Source organism: Mesorhizobium sp. P3_A8 (assembly GCF_056402995.1).
In genome coordinates this window covers 109,765-125,034 of sequence record NZ_JBFUGI010000011.1, presented here as the reverse complement: position 1 = coordinate 125,034, position 15,270 = coordinate 109,765, and the positions used below count along the sequence as shown (strand labels likewise).

At 63.4% G+C, this 15,270-nt stretch carries 22 protein-coding genes; 13 read left to right on the top strand and 9 right to left on the bottom strand.

Annotation, left to right across the window (positions count from 1 at the left end; genetic code table 11):
* Positions 1–194: 194 nt before the first annotated feature.
* Complete coding sequence (locus tag AC1DX4_RS24715) at positions 195–1,244, bottom strand: alpha/beta hydrolase family protein (RefSeq protein WP_477222789.1); 1,050 nt, start codon at positions 1,242–1,244, stop codon at positions 195–197.
* A 200-nt stretch (positions 1,245–1,444) separates the two neighbouring features.
* Positions 1,445–2,584, bottom strand: a complete 1,140-nt coding sequence (locus tag AC1DX4_RS24710) for an FAD-dependent oxidoreductase (RefSeq protein WP_477222788.1) — start codon at positions 2,582–2,584, stop codon at positions 1,445–1,447.
* A gap of 82 nt (positions 2,585–2,666) precedes the next feature.
* On the opposite strand from AC1DX4_RS24710, the gene AC1DX4_RS24705 reads away from it, so the two are divergent.
* Both AC1DX4_RS24705 and AC1DX4_RS24700 read left to right on the top strand, forming a co-directional pair.
* Positions 2,667–3,365: a TetR/AcrR family transcriptional regulator gene (locus AC1DX4_RS24705; protein ID WP_477222787.1), complete on the top strand. Its 699-nt coding sequence runs from the start codon at positions 2,667–2,669 to the stop codon at positions 3,363–3,365.
* Positions 3,365–3,886, top strand: coding sequence for a GNAT family N-acetyltransferase (locus tag AC1DX4_RS24700; protein ID WP_477222786.1), 522 nt, complete (start codon positions 3,365–3,367; stop codon positions 3,884–3,886). The genes AC1DX4_RS24705 and AC1DX4_RS24700 overlap by 1 nt, the downstream gene beginning before the upstream one ends.
* Here the strand turns inward: AC1DX4_RS24700 and AC1DX4_RS24695 are convergent.
* From AC1DX4_RS24695 to AC1DX4_RS24675, 5 genes are all read right to left on the bottom strand, one after another.
* Entirely contained in the window at positions 3,879–4,955 is a 1,077-nt protein-coding gene (locus AC1DX4_RS24695) for a YeiH family protein (RefSeq protein WP_477222785.1), read from the bottom strand. The two genes, AC1DX4_RS24700 and AC1DX4_RS24695, sit on opposite strands and share 8 nt — an antisense overlap.
* 113 nt (positions 4,956–5,068) lie before the next feature.
* Positions 5,069–5,353, bottom strand: coding sequence for a type II toxin-antitoxin system RelE/ParE family toxin (locus AC1DX4_RS24690; RefSeq protein WP_477222784.1), 285 nt, complete (start codon positions 5,351–5,353; stop codon positions 5,069–5,071).
* Positions 5,350–5,631, bottom strand: coding sequence for a type II toxin-antitoxin system ParD family antitoxin (locus AC1DX4_RS24685; protein WP_172349353.1), 282 nt, complete (start codon positions 5,629–5,631; stop codon positions 5,350–5,352). Before AC1DX4_RS24685 ends, AC1DX4_RS24690 begins: the two co-directional genes overlap by 4 nt.
* Positions 5,632–5,706: 75 nt before the next feature.
* Positions 5,707–6,084, bottom strand: a complete 378-nt coding sequence (locus tag AC1DX4_RS24680; protein WP_477222783.1) for an ester cyclase — start codon at positions 6,082–6,084, stop codon at positions 5,707–5,709.
* A 73-nt stretch (positions 6,085–6,157) separates the two neighbouring features.
* On the bottom strand, positions 6,158–7,051 hold the full coding sequence (locus AC1DX4_RS24675; protein ID WP_477222782.1) for a LysR family transcriptional regulator: 894 nt from the start codon (positions 7,049–7,051) through the stop codon (positions 6,158–6,160).
* A 162-nt stretch (positions 7,052–7,213) separates the two neighbouring features.
* Here AC1DX4_RS24675 and AC1DX4_RS24670 point away from each other — a divergent pair, with 162 nt between their 5' ends.
* The 10 genes from AC1DX4_RS24670 to AC1DX4_RS24625 all read left to right on the top strand — a co-directional run bounded on the left by AC1DX4_RS24670 (position 7,214) and on the right by AC1DX4_RS24625 (position 14,206).
* Positions 7,214–7,609, top strand: coding sequence for a (R)-mandelonitrile lyase (locus AC1DX4_RS24670; protein ID WP_477222781.1), 396 nt, complete (start codon positions 7,214–7,216; stop codon positions 7,607–7,609).
* Positions 7,610–7,662: 53 nt separating this feature from the next.
* Entirely contained in the window at positions 7,663–7,992 is a 330-nt protein-coding gene (locus tag AC1DX4_RS24665; protein ID WP_477222780.1) for a carboxymuconolactone decarboxylase family protein, read from the top strand.
* A 4-nt stretch (positions 7,993–7,996) separates the two neighbouring features.
* Positions 7,997–8,371, top strand: a complete 375-nt coding sequence (locus AC1DX4_RS24660; protein ID WP_477222779.1) for a DUF2255 family protein — start codon at positions 7,997–7,999, stop codon at positions 8,369–8,371.
* 1 nt (position 8,372) lies between these two features.
* Complete coding sequence (locus AC1DX4_RS24655; RefSeq protein ID WP_477222778.1) at positions 8,373–9,362, top strand: aldo/keto reductase; 990 nt, start codon at positions 8,373–8,375, stop codon at positions 9,360–9,362.
* A gap of 638 nt (positions 9,363–10,000) precedes the next feature.
* Positions 10,001–10,468 carry an N-acetyltransferase family protein gene (locus AC1DX4_RS24650; protein WP_477222777.1) on the top strand — a complete coding sequence of 156 codons (468 nt, stop codon included), beginning with the start codon at positions 10,001–10,003 and terminating at the stop codon, positions 10,466–10,468.
* Positions 10,469–10,496: 28 nt separating this feature from the next.
* Positions 10,497–10,880 (top strand): ACT domain-containing protein, encoded by a 384-nt coding sequence (locus AC1DX4_RS24645; protein ID WP_477222776.1) that lies wholly within the window; start codon positions 10,497–10,499, stop codon positions 10,878–10,880.
* A 178-nt stretch (positions 10,881–11,058) separates the two neighbouring features.
* On the top strand, positions 11,059–12,492 hold the full coding sequence (locus AC1DX4_RS24640) for an aldehyde dehydrogenase family protein (RefSeq protein WP_477222775.1): 1,434 nt from the start codon (positions 11,059–11,061) through the stop codon (positions 12,490–12,492).
* Positions 12,493–12,650: 158 nt separating this feature from the next.
* Entirely contained in the window at positions 12,651–13,019 is a 369-nt protein-coding gene (locus tag AC1DX4_RS24635) for a hypothetical protein (protein ID WP_477222774.1), read from the top strand.
* A 66-nt stretch (positions 13,020–13,085) separates the two neighbouring features.
* Positions 13,086–13,514, top strand: a complete 429-nt coding sequence (locus AC1DX4_RS24630) for an MbcA/ParS/Xre antitoxin family protein (protein WP_477222773.1) — start codon at positions 13,086–13,088, stop codon at positions 13,512–13,514.
* Positions 13,508–14,206, top strand: coding sequence for an RES family NAD+ phosphorylase (locus AC1DX4_RS24625; protein WP_477222772.1), 699 nt, complete (start codon positions 13,508–13,510; stop codon positions 14,204–14,206). The genes AC1DX4_RS24630 and AC1DX4_RS24625 overlap by 7 nt, the downstream gene beginning before the upstream one ends.
* Before the next feature lie 21 nt (positions 14,207–14,227).
* Here AC1DX4_RS24625 and AC1DX4_RS24620 read toward each other — a convergent pair whose 3' ends face one another.
* Both AC1DX4_RS24620 and AC1DX4_RS24615 read right to left on the bottom strand, forming a co-directional pair.
* Positions 14,228–14,482 (bottom strand): Txe/YoeB family addiction module toxin, encoded by a 255-nt coding sequence (locus AC1DX4_RS24620; RefSeq protein WP_372952591.1) that lies wholly within the window; start codon positions 14,480–14,482, stop codon positions 14,228–14,230.
* A complete protein-coding gene (locus tag AC1DX4_RS24615) occupies positions 14,479–14,733 on the bottom strand; it encodes a type II toxin-antitoxin system Phd/YefM family antitoxin (protein WP_477222771.1) in 255 nt (84 codons plus the stop codon). Before AC1DX4_RS24615 ends, AC1DX4_RS24620 begins: the two co-directional genes overlap by 4 nt.
* Positions 14,734–14,958: 225 nt before the next feature.
* On the opposite strand from AC1DX4_RS24615, the gene AC1DX4_RS24610 reads away from it, so the two are divergent.
* Positions 14,959–15,249 (top strand): ArsR/SmtB family transcription factor, encoded by a 291-nt coding sequence (locus AC1DX4_RS24610; RefSeq protein ID WP_475438105.1) that lies wholly within the window; start codon positions 14,959–14,961, stop codon positions 15,247–15,249.
* The last annotated feature ends 21 nt before the right edge of the window (positions 15,250–15,270 follow it).

Here is a 15,270-nt window from a genome sequence, read left to right as displayed (position 1 = left end):
TCGAGTTCTACGGCGCCCCTCTCTGTCCTGCCGGACATCTCCCCCACTTGGGGGGAGATTGGCCGTTTTGGCGCCCCACTCTTTTCTGCAACGTTGGAGATTGGCGAAGGCCGCGATGACTGCCGATCTCCCCACCCGTGGGGGAGATGTCCGGCAGGACAGAGGGGGGCGCCGTAGAGCGCTGCCTTGCAGGCCTACTGCTCAGGCTTCAGCGCGCGCGTGAAAGCGGCGGTCGCCATATCAATCAGCTGCGCATGAATCTCGCCGCGCGATCGACCACCCCCATCATCGCAAACCGGATCACCGATCTCTTCGGATGCGATGATATCCAAGGCACCGGGCTTGCACGCGCCGAACATGCTGTAGTGGCTGGCATCTTCGATCGTCGCGTAGCTTGCCTTTGCAATCGCCTGTGCAATCCCGGAAGCGTCGGCGGTCGCAGGGATTTTTCCCGGCCGGCCGAGATTGACGATGGCGACCGGAATCCTGACGCTCGCGAAGCTTTTGACATCAAAGACATCGACTGGCGCGGGATCGATCGCCATGGCGAAGCGGATGCGCGCGTCGCTGTTGTCGCGGCCGGCGGGCTGCAGATCCATGGCGTGCAGGTCAACACCGCTTTGCCTGATCCACTGGCAAAGCGAGGCATTGAGTCGGTCCGTATCGCAATAGGCCGCCAGCAGTTTCGGGTCGACGCGGGCGCCGGCGATCGCCAGTGCCGTGTTGCCGCCCATGGAAAGACCGAGAACGCCCACCTTACCTTGCTCGAGGTGATCTCCGAAGAAGGCGTCCTTGCCAATCGCGTCCAGCGTCGCCGTGAGGTCGGCGGGCCGCAGCCACAGTTTCATCGTCTCGGCGGCGGATTTGTTGAGCCCCGTATTGCCCGGATGGGTCGGAGCGGCGACAACGAAACCCTGCCTGGCCAGAGGCGTGGCAATCCAGCTCAGCGCTTGCGGGTTTCCCGCCAGGCCGGCGCCATGCGACAGCAGGATCAGCGGAAATTTTCCGCCTGATATCGGCGCATCGCGCATGGCTGAGGTGCCGACGAACAGCTTGCTGTCGCCAAGGTTGACCGTCTCTCCGCCCGGCTGGGAGGGATACCAGACCGTCACATCAAGGTCGGTACCGCGCTCGGTTGAAGGAGCGGAAAAGTGACGAACGCCGACAGTGTCGCCGGCGTTGGCCGGGTGTTGCATCAGCAGTGTAGAAACGACGATGGTGCAAAGTGTGATCCAGAACTTCATTGAGATCTCCGTTGCCGAACGCCAGGGCTGGTTCGGTTGCTGTCTTGACGCGGAGATATCAGGGCATTGGACCGAGGCCCGCGACCTCGATCACGATCGAGGTCGTGCTCTATCGCGATTGAGGACCGGTCGACCCGAACGGCACCGCGACTGCGCGCTGCGTTCCCGTCAGGCGAGCGGCATCATCTCGGTCGCGCGGCTTATCCGTGCTTGCCTTCGAAGGCGCCGGTGAAGAAGTCAACCAGGCCGGATGGAGCGCTGTCGCCGACCAGGAGTTCCAGGATCTGGTGCGCGCCGATGGCGGCCGTTTCGCTGCGTGGGAACAGTGCGTGTTCGTAGACGGCGAGGGCCGCCTCGATGTCGCCGGGGTGCGCGGCGATCGCCTCTGCCAGTTCGGCGCCGTCGAACATCGCCAAATTCGCGCCTTCGCCGGCCGGCGGCGCCAGATGTGCAGCATCGCCCAGCAGCGTTACGCCGGGCATGCGGTCCCAGCGGTGATTGTTCGGGAGCGTGTTGATAGTGCGCAGGACCGGCGGGGTTTCACCGTCGGTGATCAGCGCGGTGAGCGCCGGCGCCCAGCCGTCGAATTCGGCCGCCACTTGTGCCGCGGCGGCCGTGGCGTCGGAGAAGTCGATGCCGGCAAACCACGCGGCCGGGCGTTTCAGCGCGACATAGGTGTGAAGTATGGCTCCCGCCTCGCGGTGCCCGAAGATACCTTGGCCAGGGGCGAGCGCGAAAAGCGCGCCGCCGCCCATCGCCTCGGCTGCTGCGGGGTGCCGTTCGTCGGCGCCGTGGAGATAGGTCTCGACGAAGGACGTGCCGACATACTCCGGCGTTGCGTCGGACAGCAGCGGCCGGACCTTCGACCAGGCACCGTCGGCGCCGACGAGGAGCTCGGTGGTCGCGCTCGACCCGTCCGCGAATGTCAGTTCGTGCCGGCCGGCGCCGAGGGACGCGACAGCGCTGAGCTTCTTTCCCCACTGGATTGTCTCGGGGGGCAAGGAGTCGATGAGAATGCGCCTGAGATCGCCGCGCAGCACTTCCGGGCGYCCTCCAGTGCCGTCGTCGGGCTCTTCGAGCAGCACGGTGCCATGCTGGTCGAGCACGCGCGACGCCTGGCCGCCTTCGTGGATGATGGCGCGAAATGCGTCGGTGAGGCCGGCCGCCGCGAGCGCAAGCTGGCCGGTGTCATCGTGGATATCGAGCTGCCCGCCTTGCGTACGGGCCTCTGCCGAGGGCTCCGCCTCGTAGATCGTTGCCGGAATGCCGTGGACGTGGAGGACGCGGGCGAGGGTGAGGCCACCCAGGCCCGCACCGACGATCGTGACGGGTGTCATCATTGTGTTCCTTTGAAAAACGGTTGGAACGCTGTTCCATAAATACTAATTGGAACGTCGTTCCATAAATGTCAAGATGGTGCCCATGGCAAACACGACTCAACGGGCGCAACGACGCGCGGACGCGCTCTCGAAGCAGCGGATCGTCGAGGCCGCGATCGAAATCCTCGACAAGGACGGCGAGAGCGCCCTGACCTTCCGCGCGCTGGCGGCGCGCCTGGCAACCGGGGCCGGGGCGATCTACTGGCACGTCGCCGACAAGAACGAGCTGCTCGCGGCGGCCACCGACGATGTTATTGCTCGTGTCATGCGAGGCGTGCTTCGAGGGACGGAGCCGCGGGAGGCGATCAGGGCCATTGCGCTGGGGCTGTTCGACGCGATCGAGGCGCATCCCTGGGCGGGCGCGCAACTGTCACGGGCGCCGTGGCAAGCCTCGGTGGGGGAGATATTCGAAGGCGTCGGCAGCCAGGTCGATGCGCTCGGCGTGACCGAACAGGCGCAGCTCGACGTCGCGTCGGCTCTAATGCACTATATCCTGGGCTGCGCGGGGCAGAACGCGGCGAACGCGGCGAATGCCCGCCTCCTGCCGCCCGACACGGATCGCGCGGCGTTTCTGGGGACGATCATCGCACGGTGGACGCAACGCGACCCCACCGGCTTTCCGTTTCTGCACAAGATGGCGGCGCGGTTTCGCGAGCATGACGACCGCCAGCAATTTCTCGCCGGCATCGACCTGATCCTGGCCGGCGTTGCAACCGTGCGCTCTATGCGAAGCCGGAACTGATGATGATTCCGATTGAACGTGGTCTTCAGCCTGTACGCGTGGTGTCACTCGCGGGAGATTCGGCGACCATCCCACTGGTGGCCGGATGGCTGAATGCCGAATGGGGACGCGGACAAGGCCATAGCTACGATGACACCGTTTCCTGGTGCACTGACGTTGCGGACAGCGGAAATGAACTGTTGGCATGCGCCTTTCTGGACGAGCACCCGGTTGGCGTTGCACTGCTCGTTGAGTGCGACCTGCAATCCCACGACTATTGGCGCCCTTGGCTGTCAAGTCTTTACGTGCCAGCGGAGCATCGGGGCAAGGGAATTGGTGAAGCCCTGATATCAGCCATATGCGAGGCGGCGAGGGATGGCGGGTGGCCAGAGTTGTATCTCTATGCGGCCACCGGGTGGCTGACCGCCTACTACACCAGGTTTGGTTGGGTCTCCATCGACCGGATAGAGATGTCCGGGACTGTGTTCGACGTGATGAAGAGGCAGCTATACCAAGCCGAAATGGTGAACGGCTCTACGTGAACTTCACCAGCATCAGGCTGAAGCAGCCGATGAACAGGAAGGCGCAGAAGGCGAGCGCCAGCGGGCGCAGGCCGCGCGAGCGCAACTGCGAAATGTCGGCCTGCAGGCCCATGGCGGCGAGACCCATGGTCAGCATGATGGTGGTGGCAAGCGCCATCGCCGACTTCACTTCGGCCGGCACGGTGACGAGGCTGTTCAGCGCCACCACGGCGACGAAAGCGGCGACGAACCATGGCATGGGCGGGCGTGCACCGGATTGATCGCTTGACGGATCGCTGGTCGTCTTGCGGCGCGCCATCAGGCCGAGCGCGATGACCATCGGCGCCAGCATGGCAACGCGCGTCAGCTTGGCCACGGTGGCGATCTCGCCGGACTGGGTGCCGTTCTGGAAGCCGGCGCCGATGACTTGCGCCACTTCGTGGATGGAGGCGCCGGCCCACAGGCCGAACGCATGCTGGTCGAGGCCAAGCAGCGGCGTCAGCAATGGGAAGCCGAGCATGGCGACGGTGCCGAACAGCGTGATCGAGGCGACGGCGTAGGTGACGTCCTCGTCGCGCGCATCGGTGACGATGTTGGTGGCGACGATGGCCGAAGCACCGCAGATCGAGGTGCCGGCGGCAATCAGCTGCGCCAGCTTGCGGTCGACGCCGATCAGCCGGCCGAGCGTGATGGTGAAGACGAAGGTGGCGCCAAGTGTCGCCGCCACGATGCCGACGCCGCCGGCGCCGATCGAGACGACCTGGCCAAGCGTCAGCTGGAAGCCGAGCAGCACGATGGCGAAGCGCAGCAGGCGCTTTTGCGAGAAGGCGATGCCGGCCTTGGCATGCGCCGGGGTGCCGAGCACATTGGAATAGACCATGCCGGCGACGACCGCGAGAATCATCGGGCTGAACAGCGCAAAGCCGGAGACATTGTGGGCGGAGAAGGCGACGGCCGTGATCATCGCCACCAATACGATGCCGGGGATGACGCCGTTCCACGCCGAATCGAGCCGCTTTCGGCCGGCGGTCAGATCGGCCGGTATCAGGCTTTTCGGAATATCGTTCGCGATGCGGGCGGCGGAAGACAATGCAATTCTCCAGGCAAGTACCCCAGGAGAATGCCATTCCTGAACCGATCTTTCCAACGAATTGTTCTGGTTGGAATGATCGATTTTTACGAACGATTGAAGGGTCAGTCCGGCTACAACAATTCCTGCCACCGGCGCGCGCCATGAACCACGCGCACGATCTCCGCGCCGTCGTCGATCTGGCGATAGAGGATCAGGTAGTTTCCTGCAGGGAACGTACGCAAGCCAGCTCGCACGTCCGGCCGGGCAACACCCATTCCCGGCATGTCGGCGATCCGCCGGCAATGGGCATGGATTTCGTCATACCAGCGAAGTGCCGCCGAGGGACTATCCTCGGCGATATAGAGCGCGATGGCTTCGATATCCGCTTCTGCTTCCGGCCGTAGGCGCAGCGTCATCGCGACGTGCGCTCGGCAATCCTGGCATCGAGCTTGCTTTTGATCCGGGCGAAGGCTTCGCCACCGTCGACGGCGTTGCCGCTTGCCATGCCTTCATCCCAAAGCCGGCCCAATTCGTCGACAGCCTGATCACGCTGCATCCGGCGAAATTTCCATTCGCGCAGCGCCTCACGCATGACTTCGCTCGCCGAGGCGTATTCGCCCGCCGCAACGACCTCGCGCATCATGCTTGCCATTTCAGGGGTGAGGGCAACGCTCACTTTCTCAACATTGGCCATCTGTGTGTTCTCCTCCTACGCAAGGTAGGCAAGTTTACCACCAGCTGCAAGAAGAGGTATTCATCGCACCTGCAATCAGAGCTGCACTGCGATCGCCGCCTTGTCGATCACCGACCAAACGTTCCGGATCCGGTCGTTCAGAAATTCATAGAAGACATTCTCGCTGAACGAGACCTTTTTGCCATTGATGGGCAGGCCGAAAAAGATTCCCTTTGGCGTGCAGTTGAACTGGATGCGGCTGGCGATGAACGGTGGCTCGGAGATCAGCAGCTGGACGTCGAAATAGAGGTCCGGAATTTCGCGAAAATCCCGCTCCAGCATGGCGCGGTATCCTGACAGGCCGACGCGCTCACTGTTGTAGTGCACCTCGTCATGGACGAAGCGATGCAGCCTTTGCCAATCCTGATTGTTGAGGCAGTCGATATAGCCACGATAGAGGTCGGTTTCGGTCACGGCGATGGCTCCGGTGCTTTGGAAAAGGTCACGCTCGCGAAGATAGAACGACTGCGGCCGCGGTCCAGTCGGACTAGCCCCTGTATCGCAAGGCATCGACCAGCAGCGAGAAGGCTGGTGTCGCCTGGCGGCGGCTGGGGTAATAGAGGTGGTAGCCGGGGAAGGGCGCGCACCAGTCGGTCAGCACCCGCACCAGCCGGCCGTCGGCCAGATGCGCGCGCACCTGGTCTTCGGGCAGATAGGCAAGGCCGAGGCCGGCGAGCACGGCATTCATGCGCAGCCCTGCCGTGTTGAAGATCAGCTGGCCTTCGACGCGGACCTTCAACTCGCGCCCGGCCTTTTCGAATTCCCAGGCATAGAGCCCGCCATAGGTCGGCAGGCGCAAATTGATGCAATTGTGGGTCGTCAGGTCCTGCGGCGTGCGGGGCTTCGGCCGCCCGGCGAAATAGGCAGGCGCACCGACCACCGCCATGCGCATGTCGGGGCCGATGCGCACCGCGATCATGTCGTGCGCCACCTGTTCGCCCAGCCGCACGCCGGCGTCGTAGCGCTCGGCGACGATGTCGGTCAGGCCATAGTCGACGATGATCTCGACCTTGATGTCAGGATAGTCCGGCAGCAGCTGGGCGATTGCCGGCCACAGCACGGCGTCGGCGGAATGCTCGCCGGCCGTGATGCGGATGGTGCCGGCGGGCTTTTCCCGCAAGGCGCTGAGCGCGGTGAGCTCGGCCTCGATCTCGTCGAGCCTTGGCCCGACGGAGCGCACCAGGCGCTCGCCGGCCTCGGTGGGCGACACGCTGCGCGTGGTGCGGGTCAGCAGCCGCACGCCCAGCCGCTCCTCCAGCGCGCGCACCGTGTGGCTGAGCGCCGATTGCGAAACGCCAATCTGCGCCGCCGCCCGGGTGAAGCTTTTTTCGCGCGCGACGGCGAGAAAGGCGGTCAGCTCGTTGAGATTGTCTCGTGGCATTGATGAGCCCTTCTCATAAGTACATGCCGGATATAGCACCTAATCCAGGCCAATCGCAGGAGCTAAATAGACGCCATCACATAGACATAGACGGCTGCCCCGAAGTCGGCGGCCCTGGAGGCCGTTGGCAGCATCCTGCCCGGCGTCGAGAAGGGAAAAGCCATGGATATCAAGCGAAGCGGCTCGCAAGCCTCAGCGAGGGGTCCTGCGGAGTATTTCACCGGAACGGTGCGCATCGATGCGCCTTTCAAGGGCAGCGAGCCGGCCCGCGTCGGCGGCGCCACTGTGACCTTCGAGCCCGGCGCGCGCACCGCCTGGCACACCCATCCGCTCGGCCAGACGCTGATCGTGCTGTCGGGTGCCGGCCTGGTGCAGCGCGAAGGCGGGCCGGTCGAGCCGATCCGCCCGGGCGACATCGTCTGCTTCGAGCCGGGCGAGAAGCACTGGCATGGTGCCGCACCGACCACGGCGATGAGCCACATCGCCGTCGCCGAAGCGCTCGACGGCAAGGTCGTCGACTGGATGGAAAAGGTTACAGACGAACAATACGGGGTTTGACGCGGCGGTTCCCGGCTCCATGTCCCGATACACCCTCAACGAAGGAAGCTCTCATGACAGACGCCCCCAAAAGCCCGTTCTCCGATATCGCGCCAGCGCTCGGCAAATACACCGACGAGGTGCTGTTCGGGGATCTCTGGAAGCGTCCCGGCCTTTCGCCGCGCGACCGCAGCCTCGTCACTGTCACCAGCCTGGTCGCGAATTACCGGATCAACGAGATGCCCTTTCACATGAAGCGTGCCCTCGACAATGGCGTCACCCGTGACGAACTCATCGAGACCATCACACATCTTGCCTTCTACGCCGGATGGCCGGCCGCAAGCACGGCGATCGGCATTGCCCGCAAGGTTTTCGAACAGGCCGACGCCGAGAAAAAGGGATGAAGCCATGCCATGGTCGAAGGAAGAACTCGCAAGGATCGCGGCAACCGACGATCTGCATATCTCACCGTTGCGCGATGACGGGGTGACCTTGGGCACGCCGACCTGGATCTGGTCGGTCGTGGCCGACGGCGCGCTTTATGTGCGCGGCTACAATGGAGCGCAGTCGCGCTGGTATCAGGCCGCGATCAAGCAGAAGGCCGGGCGCATCGCTGTTGCCGGCATGGCCAGGGACGTCAGCTTCGAGCCGGTCGAGGGAACCGTCAACGATCGCATCGATGACGCCTACAGAGCGAAATACGCTGCCAGCCCCTATCTCGCGCCGATGGTTGCGGCGCGCGCCCGCGCCGCAACGGTGCGGATCACACCGAAGGAGAATTGAAATGCAAAAGCGAATACTTGGAAAGAGCGGCCTCGAAGTCTCGGCCATCGGGCTGGGCTGCATGGGCATGAGCCAGTCCTACGGGCAGCCTATGGAAACGGCCGATGCCGTCCGCCTGATACGCTCGGCGTTCGAGCGCGGCGTCACCTTCTTCGACACCGCCGAGGTCTATGGACCGTTCACGAACGAGGAGGTCGTCGGCGAGGCGCTGCAGCCGATCCGCGACGAGGTGGTGATCGCCACCAAATTCGGCATCGACATCGCCGGCACAGCCGGACATGAGGGCATGGACAGCCGGCCGCAGCATATTCGCGACGTCGTCGAGGCCTCGCTCAAGCGGCTGAGGACCGACCGCATAGACCTTCTCTACCAGCACCGTGTCGATCCCGTCGTGCCGATCGAAGAGGTGGCGGGCGCGGTGAAGGACTTGATCAGCCAAGGCAAGGTCAAGCATTTCGGCCTCTCCGAGGCCGGTGTGCGCACCATCCGCCGCGCCCATGCGGTGCAGCCGGTCGCCGCCCTTCAGAGTGAGTATTCGTTGTGGTGGCGTGAGCCCGAGGAGGCGATCCTGCCGGTGCTTGAGGAACTGGGGATCGGCTTCGTGCCCTTCAGTCCCCTCGGCAAGGGTTTCCTGACCGGTGCCATCAATGCCGACACGACGTTCGACAGCAGCGACTTCCGCAACACCGTGCCGCGTTTTGCGGAGGAGGCGCGCAAGGCGAACCAGGCGCTGGTCGATGCGATCGTCGCGATCGCGGCGCAGAAGAAGGTGACCCCGGCGCAGGTCGCGCTCGCCTGGCTGCTGGCGCAAAAACCATGGATCGTTCCGATCCCCGGCACCACTAAGCTCAATCGCCTCGAGGAGAACATCGCATCGGCCGCGGTTGCGCTGACGGCTGACGATCTTGCCAACATCGAAAACGCGGTCTCGGCGATTGCCGTGCAGGGCGAGCGCTATTCGCCGCAACAGGCGGCACGGATCGATCGCTGAGGCGGAAAGAGCCCGATGTCGCCGAGGGCGTGCGCGCGCTCTACGACCGGGTGGCGATCCCGGCGGCCAGGACCGTGGTGTTCGCCGTGGGCCAGCCCGACGAGGTTGACATCAACGAGATTCTGTTTCGGCGCGACGGCGCAGGAGTATTAGGCCGGCGATGCAGATGTTTGACGTTCGTTCGCATTGAAGAGCCGTACGCCTTTGGCAATTGGCGGAAGCGCCCAACACTTCGTCATCCACGGGCGGAGCAAGGAGCGTAGCGACGCGGCGCAGACCCGAGGATCCATGCCGGGACTCTGAAGCATCACTACGGTCCAGAATTCTGCACCGCTGCACTCCACGGCTGAGGTCGCGGCATGGATCCTCGGGTCTCCGCGACGGAGCTTCGCTCCTGCTTCGCCCGTGGATGACGAAGTCGGGTGCATCGGCCGACCCGAAACCTTGACAGCCACGCCTTTCCTGCGCCAGCTTGGCGCCATGTTCGCCCTCGCGCCCACAAATACCAAGCGACGCCGCACAATGCGGAGCGGCAAGCTGATTGCGCGACGACGAAGGCCGGCAGGATAGATCCGGTTCGTTCGTTTCCAGCCCCGCCCGCGACATAAGCCGGCGGGGTTTTCCATGTCTGGAGCATTGTGATGACTAACAATTCCATCCGGTTTCGGCCGGCCGAGCCCGCTGACGCTGCCGCGATCAGGGGCATCGTGCGCGCCGCCTATGCCAAATGGGTGCCGGTGATCGGCCGCGAGCCGCTGCCGATGCGCGCCGATTACGACAAGGCCGTTGCCGAGCATCCGTTCGAGCTTGCCGTTGCGGACGGCCGCATTGTCGGGATGATCGAGACCATGCTGGCCGACGATCATCTGTGGATCGAAAATGTCTGCGTGTCGCTACAGGCGCAGGGCAGGGGCATCGGCCGGCTGTTGCTGGAGCGCGCTGAGCAGAAGGCGGTCGAAGCCGGCCGCCCCGAGCTGCGCCTGCTGACCAACGGCGCTTTCGAAGCCAATGTGTTGTTGTACAAAAGGCATGGTTATACGATCGACCGGGAGGAGCCGTTCATGGGCGGCATGACGGTCTATATGAGCAAGAAATTGACGCGATAGCGGGCAAATCGGAGGCAAAAATACGACGATGGCTGCCAGGGTCAAATTGAATCAACTTCCCGGATCGTACGCGATTTCGCGGCTCGGGGCGAGCGACAGCATTCCCGGCTGGGCGGACGGGCCGGGCTTCGTCAGCATCACCAGGACCGACGACGAGCTTTCGATCACGTGCCTGCAGGATCGCGTTCCGGGCACAGTCAAGCACGATGGCGACTGGGTCGCCTTCAAATTGCAGGGGCCCTTTGCTTTCGACGAAACCGGCATCGTGTTGTCGGTCATCCAGCCGCTGTCGGAAAACGGGTTGGGCATCTTCCTGGTGTCCACCTTCGACGGCGATCACCTGCTGGTGAAAGCGGCGGATCAGGTAGCGGCGAGAACGCTTCTGGTCAAGGCAGGACACACGCTGCTGTAATTCATCCCGCGTCATCGAAAAACGGCCAGGTCTGCTGCCCCAAAGCGTCTGGCTCAATCACTGGGGGCGCTGGCTCAACCAGTTCGGGGGTTGCGTTTGACAGCGCGGTTTGTGCATCGTTATCTCTAGCCAGATATCACGGCCGGAACGGCCCTGCGGCGCCCCCAAGGAGAAAACCATGTCACACAATCTGCAGTTCTATATCGATGGCGCATGGGTCGATCCTGTTGTGCCCAACACGCTCGATGTCATCGACCCGTCGAACGAGGATGCCTTCGCGCAGATATCGCTCGGCTCCAAGGCCGATGTCGACAAGGCGGTGGCGGCGGCCAAGCGCGCTTTCAATTCGTTCGGCTTCACCTCGGTGGAAGAGCGCCTCGACATCCTGAACCGCATCATCGAGGTCTACAAGAAGCGTAGCGCCGATCTGGCGCTGGCCGTGTCGCGCGAAATGGGCGCGCCGCGCCAGATGGCCCTCGACAGCCAGGTCGGCGTCGGCCTCGCGCATCTGCAGAAGATGGCGGAAGTGCTGAAAACTTTCCAGTTCCGCCACGTCAAGGGCAGCGCGCTGATCGTCAAGGAGCCGATCGGCGTCGTCGGCCTGATCACGCCGTGGAACTGGCCGCTGAACCAGATCACCTGCAAGGTCGGTCCGGCACTCGCCGCCGGCTGCACCATGGTGCTGAAGCCGTCGGAAATCGCGCCGCTCGACGCCATCATCTTCGCCGAGATCATCGACGAGGCCGGTGTGCCGAAGGGCGTGTTCAACCTCGTCAATGGCGACGGCCCGGGCGTCGGCCAGGCGCTGTCCAGCCATCCCGACATCGACATGATGTCGTTCACCGGTTCGACCCGGGCCGGCATCCTGGTGGCCAAGGCCGCCGCCGACACGGTCAAGCGCGTGCATCAGGAACTGGGCGGCAAGTCGGCCAACATCCTGTTCCCGGATGTCGACCTCGCCACCGCAGTCTCCAAGGGCGTCGCCGGCTGCTTCGGCAACTCAGGCCAGTCCTGCAATGCGCCCACCCGCATGTTCGTGCCGCGCGACCGTCATGACGAGGCGGCGGGCTATGCCAAGGCGGCGGCGGAAAAGTTCGTGGTCGGCCCGGCCGACGGCGCCAACACCAAACTTGGCCCGGTCGTCAGCCAGATCCAGTTCGACAAGATCCAGGACCTGATCCAGGCCGGCATCGACGAAGGTGCGACGCTGGTCGCCGGCGGCCCCGGCCGTCCTGCGGAACTGAACCGCGGCTACTACATCAGGCCGACCGTGTTCGCCGACGTCACCCACGACATGCGCATCGCACGCGAGGAAATCTTCGGACCGGTGCTGGCGATCATGCCCTATGACACGGTCGAACAGGCGGTCGAGCAGGCCAACGACACCGTCTACGGCCTTGCCTCCTACATCCAGGCCAAGGACATCCAGAAGGCCCGCGACGTGGCGGCACGCATGCGCTCCGGCAATGTCTACATCAACTACCCGACCTGGGACGCCGGCCTGCCCTTCGGCGGCTACAAGCAGTCGGGCAATGGCCGCGAATACGCCGAATACGGGCTTGAGGATTTCCTCGAGATCAAGGGCATCGCCGGGTATGAGGCGGCGGAATAGGCACGACGCGGTTTTGGGCCGGCAATAGTGCCGGCCCGAAGTGCTTCATCTGTCTGGCATCCGAGGCCGCCACGCCTGGGAATTGACGTGGCCGCCTTATCGAGCTTTGCTTGCGGTCAGCCACCGAGCATTTATGATGGTGTTGCGGAAATTCTTGGGTGTTTTCCGCACGAACCGCGGATGAGTCGAAGCTGGAAAAGTCAGAGCCCGACGAGAGTCTCTACCAGGTCTTCGTCGACGATAATTTCCATTATCGAGACGAGAGTCATCGATATTTGGACGGACAATTCGCAACCTACGATGAGGCGGTGGCGCACTGCCACGCCATAGTCGACGGCGAACTGGAAGATGCTTTCAAGCCGGAATTTACTGCCGAACAGCGGTTTGAGAAATACAGTTTGTTTGGCCTGGATCCGTTTATCAAGTCACCGCCTGGGCGACGGGGCGATCCGCCTTTTTCCGCTTGGGATTATGCAAAGGAGCGGTGCGGAATCTTGCCTCGAGACGCCACCATTTCAGAAGCCTGATTTTAAGCGCTTCTTGCCAATTGGCAAATACATGCTATATCTCTGCCAATAGCAGGGTGAGCAAACATGCAGCTTCAGTCCATCGTCACCACGCCGGCCACGATCGGATCAGCCATTTCCGAGGAAGAGGCCGGGGCGCTCGCGCGCACCACGGTCAATCTGTTCAAGGCGTGGAATCTCACTGACCTGGAGGCCTGCATCCTGCTCGGCGGCATGTCGGCACGCACCTGGGCACGTTGGAAGACTGGGGCACGCTGGAAGGAGGGCGGCATCGGCCGCATCGACCGCGACCTGCGCACCCGCATGGCGCACCTGATGGGCATCCACAAAGGCCTGCGCTATCTCTTCACCGAGCCGGCGCGCGGCTATGCCTGGATCCGCAAGCCCAATGCCACCTTCGGCGGCCAGTCGGCGCTCGACCTGATGCTGCGCGGCGAAATCTCCGACCTTGCCGCCATGCGCGAATGGCTCGATGCGGAGCGTGGTGCATGGTGAGTGGGCTTGGCGTCCGGCGCCGCGTCCACTGGCACCAGACTTTTCGCGTCATCCGCTCCATCCATCCGCCGATCGATCTGTTCGAGGACATTGCCGATCCGCGCGACTGGGAGGCGCTGGCCTCGGTCGAGGAGAAGACCAACCCGCGCATCCGGCTCGAGATCGGCGACCTCGGCAAGGTCACGGCGGCAAGGCGGGTGTCCGGCCCCGGCGCCAGCTTCGTCATGGCGCCTTTCGTGCATTGTTCGACTTTGCGGCCCGGCCGTTTCTCGGACGGCAGCTACGGCCTCTACTATGCCGGCGACAGCGAGGATGTGGCGCTCGCCGAGACCATCCACCACCACCAGAATTTTATGCGCGCCACCAATGAGGATCCGGGCTGGACGGCTGACTTTCGCGTGCTGATCGGCAGCGTCGACCGCGACCTCGATGACGTCAACGCCGTACCCGGCGTGCTCGACCCGGACGACTACACCGCCTCGCAGGCGGAAGGGCGGGCGCTGCGGGCGCAAGGCAGCGACGGGCTTCTTTGGAACAGCGTGCGCATGCCGGATGGGCAATGCATCGGCATCTTCTGGCCCGATGTCATCCCCGTTCCAGTGCAGGGCCGGCACTATTCCTATCACTGGGACGGCAAGCGCGTGGATTTCGTGCGCCAGCACGACACCGGCAAGGTGCTGGCAGTCAGCTGATGGCGCGCCGTCAGCTCTGTCTTAGTAGTGATAGCGACATTGCGCTATGAACAAGCTGTCTTCGCCTGCGCGGTAAACCAGACGGTGCTCCTGCGTGATGCGCCGCGACCACCATCCCGAAAGGGGCCCGCGCAATGGTTCCGGCTTGCCTGTCCCGGTGAACGGCGTGCGAGTGCATTCCTTGATGAGTGCATTTATGCGTGCGAGCAGTTTGGTGTCGGTTGCCTGCCAGTGCAGATAATCCTCCCATGCGCGTTCATGGAAGATCAGCCTCACTCCGGAAGCTCGCGCTCTGTCCCTTCGCCCTGGTCCAATCCCTGCGTCGCCTCAAGCAAGCGCTCGGCGTTGCGCGGGCTGCGCAGGAGATAACGGGTTTCCTCATAAGAGGCGAAATCCTCCACCGACATCAGCACTGCCGCCGGCTTGCCGCGGTCGCGCGTAATGATGACCGGCTCATGATCAGCGTTCACGCTGTCTATCGTAGCGGCTAGGTTGCGCCGCAAGTCACTGTAGGAAGTGGTTCGCATGGACAATCTTGTACGCGTTTACGTACAAGATGGCAAGGATTTTGAGATCGGTCATTGGGCCCAGGACGATGGGCACCCTTTCGCCAGCCTGCACCGGCCGCATTAGTTCCGGTCTCGTGTCATGCGGGAAACGCTTTCTCCGATCGCCATCAACAATAGCATGGATTTCCTGCCATATCGTCTCCACCCGATCTATATATCGGTTGAGATCGATGCAGGATAAAGATGGACAACGACATCATATTGAAGGCGCTGGCGCATCCGTTTCGGCGCGATGTTCTGGCGTGGCTGAAGGAGCCTGAACAGCACTTCGCCGCGCAGGCGCATCCGCTCGAAATGGGTGTCTGCGCCAGCCAATTCGATAATCGCGGCCTGGCGCAGTCCAGTGTTTCGGCACATCTGGCGACACTGGCGTCAGCCGACCTCGTGACGACGCGTCGGGTCGGCCAATGGGTGTTCTACAAACGCAACGAAGAAACCATCGCCGCCTTCCAGGCCGCCTTGTCCGATCTCTGACGATCCTCCCCGCTCCTCCCC